Here is a 21,539-nt window from a genome sequence, read left to right as displayed (position 1 = left end):
ATGAAGCAAAGTGGAATCGGACGTGAAGGCGGAATGCATAGCTTCGAATTCTACAGTGAACTAAAAAATATTTGCATTAAGCTTTAATTTAAATGAGGAGTGGAGCGAAGGACGAGTTCCAGAGCTCCTTCCCCTTTTTCACATATATAAGGAGGGAAAACGATGAGTACACCAGAATCGTTTGCAAACCAGCTCTTACAAGCAGAACAAGATCGAGTGGGTACAGTGGCATTAACAGACCAAAGCCCTTCGTTTACAGTTCAAGATGCATATGCTGTTCAATTAGAAATTATTAAGCAGAAGGTTGCACAAGGACAGACGATCGTTGGAAAAAAAATCGGCCTGACATCTGTTGCGATGCAAAAATTATTAGGTGTTGATGAACCAGATTATGGACATCTACTAGATGGAATGGTTGTTGAAAATGGAACAGAGCTTTCTTATAACGAAGTCATGCAACCAAAAGTAGAAGGAGAAGTTGCCTTTGTACTTAAGAAAGATTTAAAAGGACCTAATGTAACAGCATTAGATGTGATACAAGCAACTGATTACCTTTTGCCTTCATTAGAAATTGTCGATAGCCGAGTAAAAGACTGGAAAATTAAATTACCAGATACGATTGCTGATAACGCATCAAGCAGCCATTACGTACTTGGCGGCAAGCCAGTCAGTGTCGATAAAGTCGATCTTTCTCAGGTTGGAATGGTCCTCTTGAAGAATGGTGAGATTGTCAACACAGGAGTAGGGGCAGCGGTAATGGGTCATCCAGCTAATTGTGTTGCATGGTTAGCGAATAAGCTAAGTGAATTTGATATTACGTTAAAAGCTGGTGAAGTCATACTATCAGGGGCTCTTTCAGCTGCAGTTGATGCAGAGCCTGGAGATATATTTACAGCAAAAATTGCTCATCTAGGTGAGGTTTCAGTTCGTTTTTCATCATAAAAACTGTTCGGAAGGAGATTCACATGGATAAAATTAAAGTAGCGATTATAGGAACAGGTAATATCGGTACAGATTTAATGTTGAAGATTGAGAGATCCAAAACGCTAGAATTGACGTCACTTATTGGGATTGACCCGTATTCTGATGGAGTAAAACGTGCGAAAGAAAGAGGCTATCAAACGTTTACTAATGGGCTTGAAGAATTTTTGGAGACGAATAGTGAATTAGCAGATATTTTCTTTGATGCGACATCAGCAAAAGCCCATGTCCGTCATGCGAAATTGTTAAAAGAAGCAGGCAAACAAGTTCTCGATTTAACTCCTGCAGCAAGAGGACCATTTGTTGTGCCACCTGTAAATCTAGATTCAAACCTAGATGTCCCAAATATTAATTTAATTACTTGTGGTGGCCAGGCGACGATTCCGATGGTTCATGCCGTGAACCGAGTAGCACCAGTTGAGTATGCAGAGATTGTTGCGACGATTTCAAGTAAGAGTGCGGGCCCTGGTACGAGAGCAAATATTGATGAATTCACGCAAACGACAAAGCGTGGAATTGAAGAAATTGGAGGGGCGAAACGAGGGAAAGCAATCATTATTCTAAACCCAGCTGAGCCTCCTATTTTAATGAGAGACACTGTTTATGCTGTTGTGGAACCTGGGAAAATGGATGAAGCCGCAATTACGAAGTCAATCCAAGAAATGGCTGATAGCGTTCAATCGTATGTACCTGGATACCGTTTGAGAACAGAACCTATTTTTGATGGAAACCGTGTCACGATTTTCATAGAAGTAGAAGGAGCAGGTGATTACTTACCTTCTTATTCTGGGAACTTAGACATTATGACAGCTGCATCCGTGAAGGTCGCAGAAGAACTTGCAAAAAACAAGCTAAACTCTGCAATCATCTAAAATTGAACTTGCCATAGAAAGGGATGGATAAAATGAGCGATAATCGAGATATTTTACTTACAGAAGTTGCCTTGCGTGATGGAAGTCATGCAATAGGTCATCAATATACAGTTGAACAAGTAACAGAAGTGGCTCGTGCATTAAATGATGCAGGTGTTCCATACATTGAAGTAGCTCATGGTGATGGCTTAGCTGGATCATCCGAACAATATGGACGTTCGTTAACGGATGAAATGAAATTAATCGAAGCTGCTGTATCTGTTTGTGATCAAACGAAAGTAGCTGTCCTTTTGATTCCAGGAATTGGTACGATGAATGAGTTGAAACAAGCAGCGGAGCTTGGTGCTAAAATGGCACGTATTGCTACACATGTTACTGAAGCGGATGTATCTCCTCAGCACATTAATCTAGCAAAAGAGCTAGGAATGGAAACGGTCGGTTTCCTGATGATGTCACACATGGCTCCTGTCGACAAGCTTGTTGAACAAGCGAAGTTAATGGAAAGTTACGGGGCAGATACAGTTTACGTTGTAGACTCAGCCGGAGCGTTACTTCCAAACGAAGTACGTGAGCGAATCCGAGCGCTTCGTCAAAGTCTAACAGTTAACATAGGATTCCATGCACATAACAATTTGTCTCTTGCGATGGCGAATACATTAGCTGCGATTGAAGAAGGAGCAACAAGAATTGATGGTAGTGTACGTTGCTTAGGAGCAGGTGCTGGTAATACACAAACAGAAGTATTAGTCGCTGTACTTGAGAGAATGGGATTAAATAGTGGAGTAGATTTATATAAAATGATGGATTTGGCTGAAAACATTGTTGCTCCAATTTTAACTCAACCACAAGAGATTACGAGAGATAGTCTTGTCATGGGCTACGCTGGGGTGTACTCAAGCTTTTTGCTTCATTCCCAAAGAGCAGCGAAACAATTTAATGTTGACTCTCGTGATATTTTAATTGAATTAGGAAAGAGAAAAGTAGTCGGCGGACAAGAAGACATGATTATCGATGTAGCAGCTGAAATTGCAAACAAACAAAATAGTTTGAAAGTGTAGTGGGGGGATATTATGAGTAACATGTCGAATAAAGAGATTGCAAAGTTTTTACTAGATGCTGAATTACAAAGAAAAGAAGTTGTTCGTATAACTTCAGATAAAGTTCCTAACTTAACGGTAGAAGAAGCATATGATATTCAAGAAGAACTGGTGAAAATGAAGCTTGAACAAGGTCATAACATCGTTGGTCCAAAAATGGGCTTAACAAGTCGCGCAAAAATGAAACAAATGAATGTAGAGGAACCAATTTACGGATATGTTTTTGATAATATGATTGTCCAAGATGGCGGGAAAATTTCATTAGCCGATTTTATTCATCCAAAAGTAGAAGCGGAAGTAGCTTTTATCCTAGGAAAAGATATTGAAGGTCCCGGTGTATCGGGTGCTCAAGTTTTGGCTGCGACAGACTATGTTTGCCCAGCACTCGAAATCATTGACAGCCGCTATGAAAACTTTAACTTTACATTACCAGATGTGGTTGCTGATAACGCATCAACTTCTCAAGTCGTGTTTGGAAGCAAAGTGCGTAAACCGGAAGAGCTGGATCTAGAACTAATTGGAACGGTTCTATCTATCAACGGTGAAATCAAAGACCTAGGTGCTGGTGCAGCTGTATTAGGTCACCCTGCAAACTCCGTAGCAATGCTTGCGAACATGCTTCACCGTAAAGGAGAAAAGCTAAAAGCAGGTCAAGTTATTCTAACAGGTGGAATCACAGGAGCTCATCACCTATCATACGGTGACTTTGTCACAGGCAAACTAGACGGTCTAGGAGAAGTAAGCTTCTCGGTTGGAGAGTAAAAGAAAAAGGGCGAACTTCCCTTTTTCTTTTACTCGAAGCGATGAGCGAAGCCGCTGCAATGTTTTAAAGCCTTTATGAGCGGTCTTCTCATAAAGGCGCGCAGCGAGCGGAGCCATCGCACCATGTTCGCACGATTGAGGGTAAAAGGGCAGGTTTTCCCTTTTGTATTACTCTCAGCAAAGAGCGAAGCCGCCGTAATGTTTTAAGCTTTTTTGAGTGATCTTCTCAAAAAGCGCGCAGCGAGTAAAGCCATCGCAACCATGTTCGCACGATTGAGGGTAAAAGGGCAGGTTTTCCCTTTTGTATTACTCTCAGCAAAGAGCGAAGCCGCCGTAATGTTTTAAGCTTTTTTGAGTGATCTTCTCAAAAAGCGCACGGCGAGTGGAGCCATCGCAACCATGTTCGCACTATTGAGGGTAAAAGGGCAGGTTTTCCCTTTTGTATTACTCTCAGCAAAGAGCGAAGCCGCCGTAATGTTTTATGCTTTTTTGAGTGATCTTCTCAAAAAGCGCGCAGCGAGTAAAGCCATCGCAACCATGTTCGCACGATTGAGGGTAAAAGGGCGAACTTCCCTTTTTCTATTACTCGTAAACTCACATAAAAAGAAAGCACACATAAATTTGGATAGGATTTCAAGATGTAACAATAGCGTCTCGATAACAATAAAAAGGAGGGAAAGTATCATGCCAATTGTAAACGTTAACATGATGGAAGGCCGACCGAAGGAGAAAATTGAGAAGGTCATTGCTGATATTACTGAGACGATTTCCTCAACATTAGAGGTTCCAAAAGAGAGTGTTCGAGTTCTGGTTACAGAAGTACCAAAATCTCATTGGGGAATTGCTGGTGAGTCAGTAGAGAAACGTAACGCTTCTAAGTAGAGTTGAATTGATACAAGGTTTTTGTTCATTTTGGGGAGGATTAATTTTTTTAGGGGGAATGAGAAATGACGATTGAATTAGGTATTTTGGCTGCTCACGTTCCTAGTATATGCCATCGTGAAAATGTTCCTGACTTTCAACAAGATATCGTGGCAAAGATGGATGAAATCTCTAAGCAAATCGAAGAGATCAAACCAGATGCTGTTATTCTGATCTCTTGTCACTGGCAATCAACGTTCCATCATTACGTAGATGTGTCGCCAAGACATAAAGGAATTTTAACTGCATTTGAATGTCCGGATATTATTTCGGATGTTGCCTATGATTATCCTGGAGACCAAGCACTAGGAGAAGAGCTTGTTTTAGCAGGAAAACATGCACGTCTTCCTGTTATCGCGGTGAATGATCCAACGTATGTATGGGATTATGGAACGGTTGTACCTTTACGTTACCTTGTTCCAAATGCAGATATTCCTGTCGTCAACTTGTCTATTACAATGGCAGCTGGTTTGGAAGAAACGTATAAATGGGGGCAAGCGATTGGGGAAGTGTTAAACAATAGCGATAAGAAATACGTATTTGTTTATAGTGGTGCGCTTGCTCATAATTTAGTACGAGGCCGTCATCATATGCCAACTGTTTCAGAGCAGGCTTTAGATAAACAGTTCATCGATTATATAATGAATCGAAACTGGGATTTAGCTAAGGAAATGCTTCCTCAATACGCAAATGTTGCTGGTGTAGAAGGTGGAGGACGTCATTTAGCTATGCTGCTTGGAACATTAGAAGATAGCTATAAACCATCATTCCATACTTATGCCCAGTCATCTGGAAGTGGAAATGCGATTATGACATTTGAACCTGAGAAGACATTACAAGGGAGTAAGTAGCAAAGCGTCGTATTTTTGAGAAGGCATTCTAGTTGTTAGAATGTCTTTTCATGTATTAGCCAAACTAGTTTTGATATTTAAGGTAGAGGCGTTCTTAAAACAAACTACTTAGTCTGATTACAGGAATATTTTGTACTTATGTAAAGAAAGGTATTACTTTCATTTGATAATCTTGTGCCTCTTGAACGATTTATTGAGGTTTTTTTAATAATCTTGAACGAAGAACAATAAAGAGAAGAGGAACATTTATGAACATTAAAAAGATATTAGTAGCGAATCGAGGGGAAATTGCTATCCGAATTTTTCGTGCGTGTACCGAATTAAACATCCGAACAGTTGCGATTTATTCGAATGAAGATTCAGGAGCATTTCACCGTTATAAAGCCGATGAGGCTTATCTTGTTGGTGAAGGGAAAAAGCCGATTGAAGCGTATTTGGATATTGAAGGAATTATTGAACTAGCAAAACGGAACGAGGTTGATGCGATCCATCCTGGATATGGATTTTTGTCAGAAAATATTGATTTCGCGAAGCGGTGTTTTGAAGAAGGAATTATATTTATTGGACCAGAACTGGAACACCTAGATATGTTTGGCGATAAAGTTCAGGCAAGAGAACAAGCGTTGAAGGCTGGACTGCCTGTTATTCCAGGTAGTGATGGGCCAGTTGAGAATGTGGCAGAAGTAGAAGCATTTGCAGGAAAGCATGGATTCCCGTTTATCATTAAAGCTTCACTTGGTGGTGGTGGACGAGGGATGCGTATCGTTCGCTCTGCTAGTGAACTGCGTGAATCTTATGATCGTGCCAAATCTGAAGCCAAATCTGCATTTGGTAATGATGAAGTGTATGTTGAGAAATTTATTGAGAATCCGAAGCATATCGAAGTGCAAATATTGGCTGATAAACATGGAAATATTATTCATTTATATGAACGAGATTGTTCTGTTCAACGACGCCATCAAAAAGTCGTTGAGATAGCTCCGAGTGTTTCTTTAAGTGAAGACGTTCGTCAACAGATTTGTGATGCTGCTGTACAGTTGGCTGAAAACATAAAGTATGTTAATGCAGGTACAGTTGAATTCTTAGCTACAGATGACGGGAAATTCTACTTCATTGAAGTGAATCCGCGTGTCCAAGTAGAGCATACGATTACCGAAATGGTGACGGGGATTGACATTGTTCAATCACAAATCATGATTGCTGACGGAGAACAGTTACATGGACCTAAACTAGGAATTCCAAGTCAAGAAAACATTGTTTGTAATGGATTTGCAATTCAATCTCGAGTAACGACAGAAGATCCAAGTAACGGTTTCTTGCCGGATACTGGACGAATTAATGCGTATCGTTCCGGTGGTGGATTTGGAGTTAGATTGGATGCCGGAAATGGATTTCAAGGGTCAGTTATCACACCTTATTATGATTCATTACTTGTAAAAGTATCGACATGGGCGCTTACATTTGACGGAGCTGCATCGAAAATGTTACGTAATTTACGTGAGTTTCGAATTCGTGGGATTAAAACGAATATTGCTTTTTTAGAAAACGTCGTTCAACATCCGAAGTTTTTATCGGGAGAATACAATACATCGTTTATTGATCAATCTCCAGAGTTGTTTGTATTTCCAAAGCGGAAAGACCGAGGAACGAAGATGCTTTCGTTTATTGGTGAAACCATAGTTAATGGGTACCCTGGGTTGGAACAGATCAAAAAACCAATTTTTGAAAAACCTCCTGTTCCTAAAGTAAAGTATATAGATTCGATTCCAAATGGAACGAAACAAATTCTGGATCAGCATGGACCAGAAGGACTAGCGAAGTGGGTAAAGGAACAAAATGAGGTGTTATTAACTGATACAACATTCAGAGATGCCCACCAATCCTTGCTTGCAACTAGAATTCGGACACATGACTTAAAGAAAATTGCAGAACCGACAGCTAGACTACTTCCTAATCTTTTTTCAATGGAAATGTGGGGTGGAGCAACGTACGATGTAACGATGCGTTTTCTACATGAGGATCCATGGGAGCGTTTGTTGACATTACGCAAGCAATCACCGAATGTCTTATTTCAAATGTTACTACGTGCATCTAACGCGGTCGGATATACGAACTATCCGGATAATGTTATTGAACAATTTGTTAAGAAGTCTGCTGAAGCAGGGATTGATGTCTTTCGAATTTTCGACAGCTTAAACTGGGTAGAAGGAATGAGGCTGGCAATTGATTCTGTTCGTGATAATGGAAAAGTTGCTGAAGCATCAATGTGCTATACAGGTGATATTTTGGATTCAAGCCGCACGAAATACGATTTAACCTATTACAAATCATTAGCTAAAGAATTAGAGCAGGCAGGCGCTCACATACTAGGAATTAAAGATATGGCAGGTTTGTTAAAACCTGAGGCGGCTTATCAGTTAATTACCGAGTTAAAGGACAGCATTACGATCCCAATTCATTTGCATACACATGATACTAGTGGAAACGGTTTATTCACATATGCACGAGCAATTGAAGCAGGAGTAGATATTGTTGATGTCGCAGTTAGTTCAATGGCAGGGTTAACGTCTCAGCCGAGTGCAAACAGTTTGTATTATGCGTTGAGCGGGTCTAAGCGACAACCCAATGTCGATATCCAAGCATTTGAACAATTAGCTGATTTCTGGGATGCAACTCGTAAGTATTATGCTGGATTTGAAAGTGGCATGAATGCTCCGCATACAGAAGTATACGAACATGAAATGCCTGGTGGACAATATAGCAACCTCAAGCAACAGGCGAAAGCAGTTGGCTTAACAGATCGCTGGAATGAAGTAAAGAAGATGTATCGATCTGTTAACGATATGTTCGGTGATGTTGTAAAGGTAACACCGTCATCAAAAGTCGTTGGTGATATGGCACTGTACATGGTACAAAATGACCTGACAGAAAAAGATATTTTTGAGCGAGGACAGCAATTAGATTTTCCGGATTCAGTTGTTGATTTTTTTCAAGGGCAGCTCGGCAAACCATATCAAGGGTTCCCGAAAGAGCTGCAAACCATCATTTTAAAAGGAAAACAACCCCTTGAAGGACGACCAGGGGAAACGATGGAATCAGTTGATTTCCAAGAAATGAAGGAAACACTCTTTCATAAATTAGAAAGACAAGTAACAAGTCATGATTTGCTTTCATATACCCTTTATCCGAAGGTGTTTTTAGAATTTGAACAATTCCGTAAGCAATTTGGAGATGTATCGGTGCTAGATACGCCTACTTTCTTTTATGGACTAAGATTAGGCGAAGAAATTGAGGTAGAAATTGAAAAAGGAAAAACATTAATTGTCAAACTCGTTTCGATTTCTAAACCGCAAAGCGATGGCAATCGGATAGTCTATTTTGAACTAAATGGTCAACCTCGTGAAGTGGTAATTAAAGATCAAAATGTAAAATCCATCGTCACAGCCAAAGTAAAGGCTGACAAAGGAAACCAAAGTCATATTGGCGCTTCGATGCCTGGTACGGTTTTAAAAGCATTAGTTGTTAAAGGAGATCAGGTGAAAAAAGGTGATCACCTTATGATTACAGAAGCAATGAAGATGGAAACCACAGTGCAAGCTCCATTTGACGGTGTCGTGAAAGAAGTGCATGTGAGTAATGGGGAAGCGATACAGACAGGAGATTTGCTGTTGGAGTTGGAGTAGAATACTCAAGTACTCTTTTGTAGAAAATGTTATCGTTTTACTATCTAAAAGGCCTCTTACTATTAGAGAGGCCTTTTCTTTAATGTTTTTGAACAATCCGCAAAGAGCGTTCAAAAACTAATAGATAGAATTTGTTAGAAAACCCTGAAAAATATTAAGTGTTCAAAACTAAAAATGTTGACGTTTTCATTTTTGCTGTGTTTAGTGAAAAAATTATACTGTTTTAAGAGCATTAGTATTTAAAGCCTTCAAAATAACCAAGACGTTCAGAAATATCTTTAGCTGCATCACAAACCCTCTTAATATGATTCGGTATACTATGAGAATTAATTCTTTGAATAGGCCCAATTGTATTGATTGCTGCAACTACTTCCCCGGTATAGTCCCTAATGGGAGCTGCGATTGCTGTTACACCTTGGTAAAGTTCCTCTCTACTAATCGCATAGCCATGTTCTCGTATTTCTACTAATGCATCCTTAAGTTTATTGGGATCTGAAATTGTGTTATGAGTGTAAGATACAAGGCCACCTTCTATTACTTTATCAAACATCTTCTCTTCATTAAATGCAAGTAGGACTTTTCCGGAGCTAGTGCAATGAAGAGGATTTCTACTACCAATATGAGTAAAGGTGCGAACAGTGTGGTTGCTCTCAACTTTATGAATACAAATTACTTCCATATTCTCAAGAATATTCAAGTGAGAAGTCTCACCTGTTTTACTCAATAATGAGTGTAATACTGGTGTAGCTTCACTGTGAATCTCTATATCAGAAGTAACTACCCCGCTTAAAGATAGTAGAGGCCAACCTAATCGATATTTTTGATTTTTCTTATAAACAAAGCCTTCACTTGCTAGAGTGGTCATCAACCTACTAACAGTACTTGTACCTAGGTTCAATGAATTAGCTAAATCAGTAATTTTTTTCTCTGGGTCTTCTATAGAGAAACTTTTTAAAACTCGTAATGCGTTTTTTACTGAAGATAAAGTATTATCTCTTTTTTCTGCCAAAATTAACACCTCGTTTCAATATTCCTTCGTATAGAGGGAAGGTTTTATATTTTTTGCACATTGTATATATTGTAATGATATCATAGTCACTGAATAATCTGAAAACATTTTTGTATTATACTTATTATTCAAATAACTATTTCAAATTACACTGGAATACCAGTAAACATTTGATTAAACACAAGAAAGAAAGCAGGGAATAAATAAAAATAAAATAACCAAAAAAGACAAAGAAATAATTATTTCTTGCGCATAGAGGGAAAAGATATTTGTTGTTCTCTTATAAAGATAATACACTATTATTAAGTTAAAAATAGTTAGAATAATATGATAATCCGAGAGAGGTGGTGTTGTATGAAGAATAAAGTTTTTAAGTTATTATTTCAAGAAGGACACAGGGAACTACCAACAGGTATCTACTATTATATCTTTGTGGTCTTTGCCTTGGGTATTTCTGGGTTTACTATGTGGCTAGGTGGAATAGGAAACATGAGTCCATATCACTATAGTGTTATTTTCGTAATGTTTCTACTCCCTCTTTCATTTTTAACAACTAGAGGGTCCAAAAAGGTAAGGAAAAATCCTTCTGTATTTGATGTAGTGCTTTCAATGATATTTTTTCTATCCTGTATGCACATTCTTTGGAATATGGATTATTTTTTACAAAGAGTTAGTGGACTTGATGCTCTAACAACTTTAGATACTCTTGTTGGCTTAATAATAATTATCGGTGTTTTAGAGTTGTGTAGAAGAACACTAGGTTTTGGGCTTACATCGATTTTAGTTTTAGGCTTGTTATACGCTTATGTAGGACACTACCTCCCTGGTACGTTTGGACACCGTGAGCTCTCAAACCAGCGCATCCTAGAAGAACTGATCTTTACAACAAATGGCGTTTTTGGTGCTCCGGTACAAGTGGCAGCAACTTATGCATTTCTATTTGTAACATTTGGTTACTTTTTTAAAAAATCAGGGGCAGGTCAATTTATTATCGACCTATGTGCTGCATTAGTTGGTAGACGTACAGGTGGTCTAGCAAAAGTAGCGGTAACGACCTCTGCAGTATTTGGAAGTATATCTGGTAGTCCAACATCTGATGTAGCTACTACTGGTTCTATTAATATCCCAAATATGAAAGAAAAAGGATATGATCCAGTTTACGCCGCTGCTGTTGAAACAAGTGCATCATCAGGTGGAACAATCTTACCCCCAATTATGGGATCGGTTGCCTTTTTAATGGCTGAGTTTACTGGTATATCTTATTTTGACATCATCGTAGCTTCTGTATTAGGTGCTTTGCTTTATTATTTAGGAGTCTATTTTCAAGTTCATTTTCGCTCTGTAAAACTTGGATTAGTTGGTCTTCCTAAAAATGAGATTCCAAGGCTAACGAAGACTATGAAAACTGGTTTTTTCTATGTGTTCCCTGTTGTGATCTTAGTCTGGGCGATGGAAAAAGGGTTTACACCATCTCTAGCTGCAACATATGGAATTATTGCAACATTTTTGATCAGTTATGTTAAGAGGTCAACAAGAATTAATGTTAGACAAATAAAAGAAATTTTCACAGATGTAGTTTATCATATTATCCCTTTAACTGTAGCTACAGCTGCCGCAGGAATAATCATTGGTGTAATAAATTTAACAGGACTTGCAGGCAAGTTCACATCACTTATCTTCGCTTTAACAGGTGAAGCAATATTTTTCTCTTTAGTTGTAGGCGCTTTCATTTGTATATTACTAGGAATGGGTATGCCGACCCCATCTGCCTATGTTCTAGTAGCAGCCTTAGTAGCTCCTGCATTCATTCAATTAGGTATTGATTTATTGCCTGCTCATTTGTTCCTTGTATTCTTCTGTGCATTATCAGCTATTACACCTCCAGTTGGGGTTGCGTCATATACAGCGGCTGGGATAGCGAATGCAAATCCGTTGAAAGTAGGGATACAGGCAACAAAGCTAGCTTCGGTAGGGTTTATTATCCCATTTATGTTTGTATACCACCCGACATTACTAATGCAAGGAAGTATAGTATCTATTATCTTAACTGTTGTTACAGCGATCTTAGGTGTTTATGCACTTGCTGCCAGTATGGAAGGATACTTGAAAGATAAATTAACTAGACAAGAACGAATTTTCTTATTTATGATAGCGCTTTCTATGATTTATCCCAATATTTTATTGAATATTATAACAGCTACGATTTTCTTAATCTATATGTTTAGAAACAATCGAAAACTACCTAGGTTTAGTAAGCAAAAGGTCGGGGCTTAAATTTTTTATAGGTTGATATAAAAGGGAGAGTGTTTACTAATGACAAAAAACAAATGGCTTTTATCAGTTATGGCTTTTTCATTACTTTCTTTGGCAGCATGCGGGGGGAACGATACAGCTTCGGAACCTACGCCTGACGATAATAGCGATTCGGAATCAAATGCTACAGAAGAGGTTGGAAAAATTACTCCTCTAGACTCTCTTACTTTGACAACGGTTGGAGGTTCAGCTGGTGGTTTTTGGTCCATGCTAGGGGAAGGAATTGGTAGTTTAATTCGAGAGGAAGTACCTAATCTACAATATAGCTATGAAACTGGTAGCGGTGTTGGGAATGTTGTAAATGTAACAAATGGTGAAGTACCTTTAGGAATAGCATTTAACTTTGAAGTAATGGCTGGATTAAACGGGGAAGAGCCATTCAATGAACAAATTGATGAAATCTATGCCCTTGCTACTTTGTACGATAATTCTCCTGTTCAAGTAGTGATTTCTAAACGCTTTGCTGATCAGTATGGGATTGAATCGATAGCTGATATTAAAGAAAAACAAGCTCCACTTAGAGCGGCGGTCAATCAAAGAGGGAATCTTTCTGAAACTGTTAACCGAATTATTTTTGAAGCATATGGATTCACATATGAAGATATTGAATCATGGGGTGGTAGCGTATTTTATGAGCCATATCGTCCAGGTAGTGATTTGATTAGAAACAATCGTGCTGATTTGGTGGGAGTTCCTGTTTTTGCTCCAGACTCCACGTTTCAAGAATTAGCTACTTCTACTGATGTTTTGATGTTAGATCTAGATGAGAATGCACAACAAGTTCTTGAGGAGAAAATGGGATTACAGCCAGGTGTTATTGATGCAGGAACATATAGCTTTCAAGAAAGTGAGGTAGTAACCTCTAACGCTGGTGCATTTCTAATTGCTGACCCTAACATGTCTGTTGAAGAGGCTTACACGATTACACGTGCCCTTGTAGAAAATATTGATAAATATCAATCGCTTCATAAAAACATAGCTGATATTACATCTGAGCAAATGGCTAATGTAGCTCCTGCAAAACTACACCCTGGAGCAGAACTCTATTTTAAGGAAATTGGTGTACTAGATTAATAATATAAAAGGAGTGAGAGGAAATGGTATTATCAGCAGAAAACAACAAGCGACTAACGAGTGTAGGGCCAGATACAGAAATGGGAGAGCTTTTAAGAAGATATTGGCATCCCATTGCGGCTGAATCAGAAATTGGAGAAAGAGCTACAAAAAAGGTGCGCCTTCTTGGTGAGGATTTGGTGTTATTTCGTAATCGAAAAGGGGGACTTGGTCTTATCGAAGAACGCTGTCCTCATCGAAAAGTATCATTAGTGTATGGCATCCCAGAAGATGATGGGATTCGCTGTCAATACCATGGATGGTGTTTTCGAAATGATGGTCAGTGTACAGAACAACCGAATGAACCCGAAAATAGTACGTTTAAGAATCGAGTTAAAATCACCTCTTATGAAGTTCAAGCTGTTGGAGGACTGATTTTTGCCTACATGGGGCCAAAGCCAGCGCCAGAGTTGCCTAAATTTGATTTATTTGTAGAAGACAATGTCATTAGAACAATTGGCTATCAAATGATTCCTTGTAACTGGCTTCAAATCATGGAGAACTCAATGGATCCAACTCACTTAGAATGGCTGCATGGACGTTACTTCCAACATATTTTTGAAAAAGAAGGTCGCCCAGCAGAAGACTGGCCAATTAGCAAACATCATGTAAAAATTGGCTTCGATGAGTTTGAGTATGGCATTATAAAGCGAAGAATTCTAGAAGGGCAGACAGAGGAATGTGAAGACTGGAGAATCGGTCATCCCGTTGTTTTTCCAACGATGTTACGAGTAGGAGATGGAGGGGCGCATACCTTCCAGATTCGCGTACCAGTCGATGATACCCACACATTACATTTTTGGTATACATGTTTTGTGCCAAAAGAAGGTGTGGAGATTCCAAAAGATTATCCCATTTCGCTGTATGAATGCCCGTTAAAAGATGAAAATGGTGAATTTATTACCGACTATATCGATGGTCAGGACATGATGGCATGGGTGACTCAAGGAGAAATAGCTGACCGAACAACAGAGAAATTAGGGACATCCGATAAAGGAATCATCATGTACCGTAAAATGTTAATGAATGAGATGAAACGTGTTCAAGAGGGAGAAGACCCAAAATGTGTCATTCGTGACTATGAAAAAGCACAATTTATCTCGTTACCACAAGAAGAAAACAAATATGATGAGGGTGAATTATTAACAGGAGTAGCAAAAGATTGGAACACACGTTATGCACCGAATATTGACGAGATTATTGATATTTGTAAAGGTCGTAAAAAAATTCAAAATATCTAGTTGTAAATGAAAGATCCCTCTAGATTTATGTTTACTTGGGTTTGTCTAAGAGGGTTCTTTAAGACTATAACATAGTATATTTATGTGTAAACTCAACTATAAAAGAGAAGGGGGGAGGAAAATGTCAAAAGTAAAAGAGGTAAAGTTCCCTGTTAAATATTGTCCACATTGTGGTAAATCTTTGGCCCATAAAAGCTTCAGCTTTTTAAATGAATATTGGAAAGTTGATGAGACAGTTTATTTTTTCTGGTGTGCGGAATGTGATTGGCAAGGAGAAGTAAAAGAATTAAAACGCTTCGTTGCTCAAGAACTTGAAGACTAAATTAAGGGGTGAGTTGTATGGTTTTATCAGCAGAAAACAACAAGCGACTAACGAGTGTAGGACCAGGTACAGAAATGGGAGAGCTTTTAAGAAGATATTGGCATCCCATCGCGGCTGAATCAGAAATTGGGGAAAGAGCTACAAAAAAGGTGCGCCTTCTTGGTGAGGATTTGGTGTTATTTCGTAATCGAAAAGGGGGGCTTGGTCTTATCGAAGAACGCTGTCCTCATCGAAAAGTATCATTAGTGTATGGCATCCCAGAAGATGATGGGATTCGCTGTCAATACCATGGATGGTGTTTTCGAAATGATGGTCAGTGTACAGAACAACCGAATGAACCCGAAAATAGTACGTTTAAGAATCGAGTTAAAATCACCTCTTATGAAGTTCAAGCTGTTGGAGGACTGATTTTTGCCTACATGGGGCCAAAGCCAGCGCCAGAGTTGCCTAAATTTGATTTATTTGTAGAAGACAATGTCATTAGAACAATTGGCTATCAAATGATTCCTTGTAACTGGCTTCAAATCATGGAGAACTCAATGGATCCAACTCACTTAGAATGGCTGCATGGACGTTACTTCCAACATATTTTTGAAAAAGAAGGTCGCCCAGCAGAAGACTGGCCAATTAGCAAACATCATGTAAAAATTGGCTTCGATGAGTTTGAGTATGGCATTATAAAGCGAAGAATTCTAGAAGGGCAGACAGAGGAATGTGAAGACTGGAGAATCGGTCATCCCGTTGTTTTTCCAACGATGTTACGAGTAGGAGATGGAGGGGCGCATACCTTCCAGATTCGCGTACCAGTCGATGATACCCACACATTACATTTTTGGTATACATGTTTTGTGCCAAAAGAAGGTGTGGAGATTCCAAAAGATTATCCCATTTCGCTGTATGAATGCCCGTTAAAAGATGAAAATGGTGAATTTATTACCGACTATATCGATGGTCAGGACATGATGGCATGGGTGACTCAAGGAGAAATAGCTGACCGAACAACAGAGAAATTAGGGACATCCGATAAAGGAATCATCATGTACCGTAAAATGTTAATGAATGAGATGAAACGTGTTCAAGAGGGAGAAGACCCAAAATGTGTCATTCGTGACTATGAAAAAGCACAATTTATCTCGTTACCACAAGAAGAAAACAAATATGATGAGGGTGAATTATTAACAGGAGTAGCAAAAGATTGGAACACACGTTATGCACCGAATATTGACGAGATTATTGATATTTGTAAAGGTCGTAAAAAAGTTGAAGAAATAAAAAACTAGTTCTAGATAGAAAGGATGAAGTCATTTGGCTTCTATAAAAGAACTCAAAGAGAAAGTAGCAAGATCTTGTCAGATTTTAGCGATGGAGGGGCAATTTGATGGGATACTAGGTCACGTAAGCGTAAGAATAGATGAAAACAAGATGTTAATCCGTTGCAGAGGACCTAAAGAGAAAGGCCTATTATATACAACTCCAGATGATATTAAAATAGTAGACTTTGATGGGAATGGAGAGTTTTTAGAAGAGCATAAGCCTCCAAATGAGCTCCCTGTACACGGAGAAATCTATAAAGTGAGGAAGAATGTAAATTGTGTAGTACACTCACATCCTCCAGAAGCCGTGATTTGTAGCATTTCTAACATACCCTTAAAGCCTATAATTGGTGCATTTAATATCCCAGCAGCCCGTATGGCAAGAGAAGGTATTCCTTTATTTGAACATTCTTATTTGATTACTAAACCTGAACAAGCGCAAGAAATGATTAAAGTTATGGGAGAGCGAGATGTTGTCCTATTAAGAGGGCATGGTATTACTGTTACAGGAATGAGTGTTGAGGAAGCGACCGTACAGGCTCTTACATTAAATCAGTTAGCTAAAACAACATTAGAAGCAGTGAAATCTGGTTTTGAACCAGTTGAAATTCCACCTGAGGACTTCAAGGATTTACCAGATTTAGGTACACAATTTAATGCCCAGTTAAATTGGAATTATTTAGAGCACAAATTATTTAAGTTATTAGCCTAGAGATAAGAGGTGGTACAATGAAGAGCTCTCAAATTAGGGTTGGAATTGCAGGATTAGGAATAGCTGGAACTGAGTTTATTGCTAATGTTGAAAAACATTCAAACATGACCGTATCAGCTGCAGCAACAAGAGATCCAAAACGGCGTGAGCAGTTTGAGAAAGACTTTAATGCGAATGCCTACGAAACGATCGAGGCGATGTGTGCAAGCGATAGTATTGATCTTATCTATATTGCAACACCGACTGAACTGCATAAGGAACATGTTTTTATTGCTGCTGAAAATAAAAAGCATATCATAGTAGAGAAGCCAATAGCTACATCAATAGAAGAAGCTTCCTCTATGATAGAAATTTGTCAAAAGAATAATGTTCATATGCTTGTTGGTCATTCTCATAGCTTCGAGTTACCGATTATTGAAATGAAAAAAATTATTGATAGTGGCCAAATCGGTGATGTTAGAATGATCAACAATCTTTATTACAATGATTGGATTTATAGACCTCGTACCCCTGAAGAATTAGATACTTCATTAGGGGGAGGCGTTACATTCAGACAAGGGTCCCATCAGTTTGATATAATTCGCTTTTTAGGAGGAGGGAATGTAAGAAGTGTACGCGCTTCAACCGGTCGTTGGGACCTGAAACGAAATACTGAAGGGGGTCATTCTGTCTGGCTGGAGTTTGAAAATGGCGTTACTGCTACAGCTATTTATAATGGATATGATCATTTTCATACGACTGAATTAACCTTTGGATTGGGTGAGGGAGGTCCTGTTAAAAGTAATCAGCCTTATGGCAATTCGAGAAAACAAATAGAAAACACGTTGAGCCCTGAGGATGAAATCAAACAAAAAAATAGTCGTGGCTATCAATCAGTTTCCTCCAAACGGGATAATCCAACTAATCATCCTTTTTTCGGTTTAACGCTAGTCAGCTGTGAGAAAGGAGATATACGTCAATCACCAAATGGGATTTTTGTATACGGTGAAAATGATATTGAAGAGTTGATAATACCGACGACTACAAATGGTAGGGACGTTGTTTTAGATGAAATGTATGAAGCCATAGTATATGGTACACCTCTTATACATGATGGAATGTGGGCAAGAGCAAATTTAGAAGTTTGTGTTGCAGCCTTAAAATCAGCGGAATTAAGAGAAGAAATCTTATTAGAATATCAAGTTTCGGTGCCATTAGGAGTTAAAAAAAGTAATTTAACTTCAAAGAGGTAGGAGTATGGGAGAAATTTTTGCAATTATTGCTTTGATCTTGTTTTCTATAAATATCATTGTAACAAAAGTAGCTTCTAATCTCCTCAATATTAAAGTTGGCTTTTTCATTTCAATTAGTGTAAATGTGATTTTTGCCAGTGTACTGTTTATTAGTCACCTTCTTATTAGGGATAGTACCTTCTACATTCACTGGCCGGCCTTCTTCTTCTTTGTGTGTGCAGGTTTTTTTTCAACATACTTAGGGCGATGGCTTTTCTTTGAAACAATCATAAAAATTGGCCCTTCAAAAGCTAGTATGTTTCAAGTAAGTAATCCTATCTTTACAGTTATTATAGCGGGATTAATCTTAGGGGAACGGTTAGCGTTGACTGATTGGATATCTATTTTATTCATGATAACAGGACTATTAACAATCAGTTATATTCCTTCACAGCACCGTCAAGCGTTCCGAAGAGATTTGGCGCGAATTGTTGCATTTCCTTCCCTGAAAGAATATATCATGCCAGGTGTTTGGATTGCTTTACTAAGCGCATTATCTTATGCGATTAGCAATATTCTTCGTGGTGTTGCTGTTCTAAAATGGAACGAACCGATTTTAGGTGCACTGCTAGGAGCCCTGATTGGACTTGGCTTCCATATGATCTTTAGTTTAAAGACAAAAAATCTTATGAAGACAATTAAAAATGCTAACCGTAAGGGAATAAAGCTTTATTGTGTAAGTGGAATTTGTACAATAAGTGCACAAATCTTTTTAATAAGCTCAATGTTCTACATCCCTATATCAATTGCTAACTTAATTACTCTTTCAACCCCAATATTAGTAACACCTTTAAGTTATTTCTTGCTTAAAAACTCTGAAAATATAACTGTACGAACAATAGTGGGAGGCTTGATGGTTTTAGTTGGTATTAATATAGTTGTTTTATTTTAATTATTGATGGAAAAGGTGTGAGACTATGAATGAGATAATTCGTAGATCGTGGAACTATCCATCCATACTACTAATCACGGCAACATTATTTTGGGGTGGAAATGCAGTTGTTGGACGCTTTTTAGCCCCAGATCTTTCTCCTATAACTATATCATTTATTCGAATTCTCTTTTCTGTGGCTGTTATCTTACCATTTATTTTCACCCCACTAAAAAAAGAGTGGCAACAGGTAAAAAAGCATATTGGCTTATTTTTCTGGTTTGCCGTAACAGGTGTGATTGGGTACAATATCATGTCTTATTGGGCCCTCAGCTATACAACAGCTATCAATGTAGCTATTTTAAATAGTTTATCGCCTGTTTTTATGATTTTTTTATCATTTATCATAATGAGAGAGTACCCAAAGCGAAATATAATTTTAGCTGTGATTTTTTCATTAATTGGGATAGTGTGGGTAATGTTTGATGGCAGCATCACACGCTTAATGCAAATTGAGTGGAATATAGGTGATGTGATCATGTTAGGTGGAGTTTTATCATGGGCTGTATACTCGATTCTATTGGTTCGAAAAAAACTAAACATTCACCCTTTAGCACTCTTCGGGTACAGTTCAATATTTGCAGTCATTTTACTTGCTCCTTTTACGTTATATGAATGGATTAAATATGAATCCGTTTTTTCGATTGCTACGGGCACACAATGGTTAGGCTTATTATATCTTGGGATCTTTCCATCAATCATTTCATTTGTTTTTTGGAATCGTTCTGTTTTTTTAATGGGGCCTGCTAAATGTTCAGTTTATATGAATTTAACTGCCATTTTTGCTGCTATTTTGGGATTTATATTTATTAATGAGGCACTTTCATTTGCCCAAGTGATAGGAGGAGCATTGATCTTTAGCGGTGTTTATATAGCTACTAGGTATAAAACAAGACAAGAAGTGAACAAGAAAAAGAGAAAAATAGGGTAATAGCATATTAATTGTTAGAATAAATAGAATGGAGGAGAAATAATGGCGAAATATACGATTGTAGATAAGGAAACATGTATTGCTTGTGGTGCTTGTGGTGCAGCGGCTCCAGATATTTATGACTATGATGATGACGGAATTGCTTTTGTGATATTGGATGAAAACAAAGGTTTTGTAGAAGTACCAGAAGATCTCTTAGATGACATGGAGGATGCACTAGAAGGCTGTCCAACGGAGTCTATTAAAGTTACGGATAAACCATTTGAAGGTTCAGTGCCTACATTAGAGGAAGTTAAATAAGATTAAAGTGGCAATAGCTTACTAAATAATAGAATGATCAAACAATTGGCTCCATGGAATATGGAGCCAATTTATATAATAAGAAGAAATATAACTTTTATGACGGGGGTTATTATATGGATTTTCACCAATATGAAGCCTTCTTTATCGTTGCAAGAGAAAGAGTTTTAGTCGTGCTGCTGACTTATCAAAGAAAACCATATTGCGGCAGCTGGAGGAATTAAAGAAGCAGTAAAGGCAGTTAGAGACAAAATTGGATTAATGGTTAAAGTACAAGTCGAAGTGACATCTGAAAGTGAAGTAAGACAAGCTGTAGAATCAAAGGTTGATAATATAATGTTTGACAATTGTAGTGTTGCTCAAATTAGAGATTATTTAAGATTAATTCCAAAGTCAATCTTGACAGAAGCTTCTGGCGGTATAAATCTTACTAATATAGAAGAGTATCACGGATGTGGTGTAGATTACATATCTATAGGTTCTATTACACACTCCATTAAAGTTTTGGATTTAAGTTTGCTCATTATTGAAGGGAATTAAGCTACTTAACACTTAAGAGTAATATTGTTAAAAAGTTTTTCTGTTTTTGTAAGAACGAAAAAGGGCTGGAACCCATCTAGAACTCCAGCCTTATTTCCTCAGAACACACTTAAAACGATTAATCAATCCCATACCCTTGCTTGTACTTTTAGTAATTTTGTGTATATCTAAGTTCCCTATATAGAGTAACTAAAAGTGCTGAAAATGTAGTAACTGGAGTATGACGTTTTTAGATTTTTTGTTTTATTAAGAGTAAGGTGATTCAAGGACCCAATAATCAGTTCTAACAAACAGTTCTGCTATCATGGGGAATATAACACCTCATTCACAGCTTTTTCAGTGTTTTTTTCTTCTGAACTATATTTGGATTGGTCCT

Annotated in this window: 19 protein-coding genes and 1 pseudogene; 19 read left to right on the top strand and 1 reads right to left on the bottom strand. The window is 38.1% G+C overall.

The window, feature by feature from the left end; genetic code table 11:
* The 8 genes and pseudogenes from MF646_RS16090 to pyc all read left to right on the top strand — a co-directional run.
* Positions 1-87, top strand: a pseudogene (locus tag MF646_RS16090) (aldehyde dehydrogenase family protein); the annotation flags it as partial.
* A 75-nt stretch (positions 88-162) separates the two neighbouring features.
* Positions 163-942, top strand: a complete 780-nt coding sequence (locus MF646_RS16085) for a 2-keto-4-pentenoate hydratase (RefSeq protein WP_250097534.1) — start codon at positions 163-165, stop codon at positions 940-942.
* 23 nt (positions 943-965) lie between these two features.
* Positions 966-1,853, top strand: coding sequence for an acetaldehyde dehydrogenase (acetylating) (locus tag MF646_RS16080; protein WP_250097533.1), 888 nt, complete (start codon positions 966-968; stop codon positions 1,851-1,853).
* A gap of 32 nt (positions 1,854-1,885) precedes the next feature.
* Positions 1,886-2,911, top strand: coding sequence for a 4-hydroxy-2-oxovalerate aldolase (gene dmpG / locus MF646_RS16075; RefSeq protein WP_250097532.1), 1,026 nt, complete (start codon positions 1,886-1,888; stop codon positions 2,909-2,911).
* 12 nt (positions 2,912-2,923) lie between these two features.
* Positions 2,924-3,712, top strand: coding sequence for a 2-keto-4-pentenoate hydratase (locus tag MF646_RS16070; protein ID WP_250097531.1), 789 nt, complete (start codon positions 2,924-2,926; stop codon positions 3,710-3,712).
* A 399-nt stretch (positions 3,713-4,111) separates the two neighbouring features.
* Positions 4,112-4,594, top strand: a complete 483-nt coding sequence (locus tag MF646_RS23300; protein WP_338035509.1) for a 4-oxalocrotonate tautomerase — start codon at positions 4,112-4,114, stop codon at positions 4,592-4,594.
* 65 nt (positions 4,595-4,659) lie between these two features.
* On the top strand, positions 4,660-5,484 hold the full coding sequence (locus MF646_RS16060) for a DODA-type extradiol aromatic ring-opening family dioxygenase (RefSeq protein ID WP_250097529.1): 825 nt from the start codon (positions 4,660-4,662) through the stop codon (positions 5,482-5,484).
* Between the two features lie 248 nt (positions 5,485-5,732).
* Complete coding sequence (gene pyc / locus MF646_RS16055) at positions 5,733-9,167, top strand: pyruvate carboxylase (protein WP_250097528.1); 3,435 nt, start codon at positions 5,733-5,735, stop codon at positions 9,165-9,167.
* A gap of 232 nt (positions 9,168-9,399) precedes the next feature.
* Here the strand turns inward: pyc and MF646_RS16050 are convergent, their stop codons facing one another.
* Positions 9,400-10,176 carry an IclR family transcriptional regulator gene (locus MF646_RS16050; protein WP_250097527.1) on the bottom strand — a complete coding sequence of 259 codons (777 nt, stop codon included), beginning with the start codon at positions 10,174-10,176 and terminating at the stop codon, positions 9,400-9,402.
* Positions 10,177-10,530: 354 nt separating this feature from the next.
* On the opposite strand from MF646_RS16050, the gene MF646_RS16045 reads away from it, so the two are divergent.
* From MF646_RS16045 to MF646_RS15995, 11 genes are all read left to right on the top strand, one after another.
* Positions 10,531-12,450: a TRAP transporter permease gene (locus tag MF646_RS16045; protein ID WP_250097526.1), complete on the top strand. Its 1,920-nt coding sequence runs from the start codon at positions 10,531-10,533 to the stop codon at positions 12,448-12,450.
* A 39-nt stretch (positions 12,451-12,489) separates the two neighbouring features.
* Positions 12,490-13,563 (top strand): TAXI family TRAP transporter solute-binding subunit, encoded by a 1,074-nt coding sequence (locus MF646_RS16040; protein ID WP_250097525.1) that lies wholly within the window; start codon positions 12,490-12,492, stop codon positions 13,561-13,563.
* Between the two features lie 23 nt (positions 13,564-13,586).
* On the top strand, positions 13,587-14,843 hold the full coding sequence (locus MF646_RS16035) for an aromatic ring-hydroxylating dioxygenase subunit alpha (RefSeq protein WP_250097524.1): 1,257 nt from the start codon (positions 13,587-13,589) through the stop codon (positions 14,841-14,843).
* Between the two features lie 121 nt (positions 14,844-14,964).
* Positions 14,965-15,165: a hypothetical protein gene (locus MF646_RS16030; protein ID WP_034749080.1), complete on the top strand. Its 201-nt coding sequence runs from the start codon at positions 14,965-14,967 to the stop codon at positions 15,163-15,165.
* Between the two features lie 17 nt (positions 15,166-15,182).
* Positions 15,183-16,445 (top strand): aromatic ring-hydroxylating dioxygenase subunit alpha, encoded by a 1,263-nt coding sequence (locus MF646_RS16025; protein WP_250097523.1) that lies wholly within the window; start codon positions 15,183-15,185, stop codon positions 16,443-16,445.
* 25 nt (positions 16,446-16,470) lie between these two features.
* Positions 16,471-17,190, top strand: a complete 720-nt coding sequence (phtC, locus tag MF646_RS16020; RefSeq protein WP_250097522.1) for a 3,4-dihydroxyphthalate decarboxylase — start codon at positions 16,471-16,473, stop codon at positions 17,188-17,190.
* Between the two features lie 17 nt (positions 17,191-17,207).
* The gene (locus tag MF646_RS16015; protein ID WP_250097521.1) at positions 17,208-18,422 is read left to right on the top strand and encodes a Gfo/Idh/MocA family protein; all 1,215 of its coding nucleotides are present in this window, start codon (positions 17,208-17,210) and stop codon (positions 18,420-18,422) included.
* Positions 18,423-18,426: 4 nt separating this feature from the next.
* Positions 18,427-19,353: a DMT family transporter gene (locus MF646_RS16010; RefSeq protein ID WP_250097520.1), complete on the top strand. Its 927-nt coding sequence runs from the start codon at positions 18,427-18,429 to the stop codon at positions 19,351-19,353.
* A gap of 25 nt (positions 19,354-19,378) precedes the next feature.
* On the top strand, positions 19,379-20,323 hold the full coding sequence (locus MF646_RS16005) for a DMT family transporter (protein ID WP_250097519.1): 945 nt from the start codon (positions 19,379-19,381) through the stop codon (positions 20,321-20,323).
* A gap of 42 nt (positions 20,324-20,365) precedes the next feature.
* Complete coding sequence (locus MF646_RS16000) at positions 20,366-20,623, top strand: ferredoxin (protein ID WP_250097518.1); 258 nt, start codon at positions 20,366-20,368, stop codon at positions 20,621-20,623.
* 186 nt (positions 20,624-20,809) lie between these two features.
* Positions 20,810-21,163 carry a nicotinate-nucleotide diphosphorylase gene (locus MF646_RS15995; protein WP_338035510.1) on the top strand — a complete coding sequence of 118 codons (354 nt, stop codon included), beginning with the start codon at positions 20,810-20,812 and terminating at the stop codon, positions 21,161-21,163.
* The last annotated feature ends 376 nt before the right edge of the window (positions 21,164-21,539 follow it).

The sequence above is a fragment of the Halalkalibacter alkaliphilus genome (assembly GCF_023555415.1).
Lineage (GTDB): Bacteria > Bacillota > Bacilli > Bacillales > Bacillaceae_D > Halalkalibacter > Halalkalibacter alkaliphilus.
This window is presented reverse-complemented; position numbering and strand designations above follow the sequence as displayed.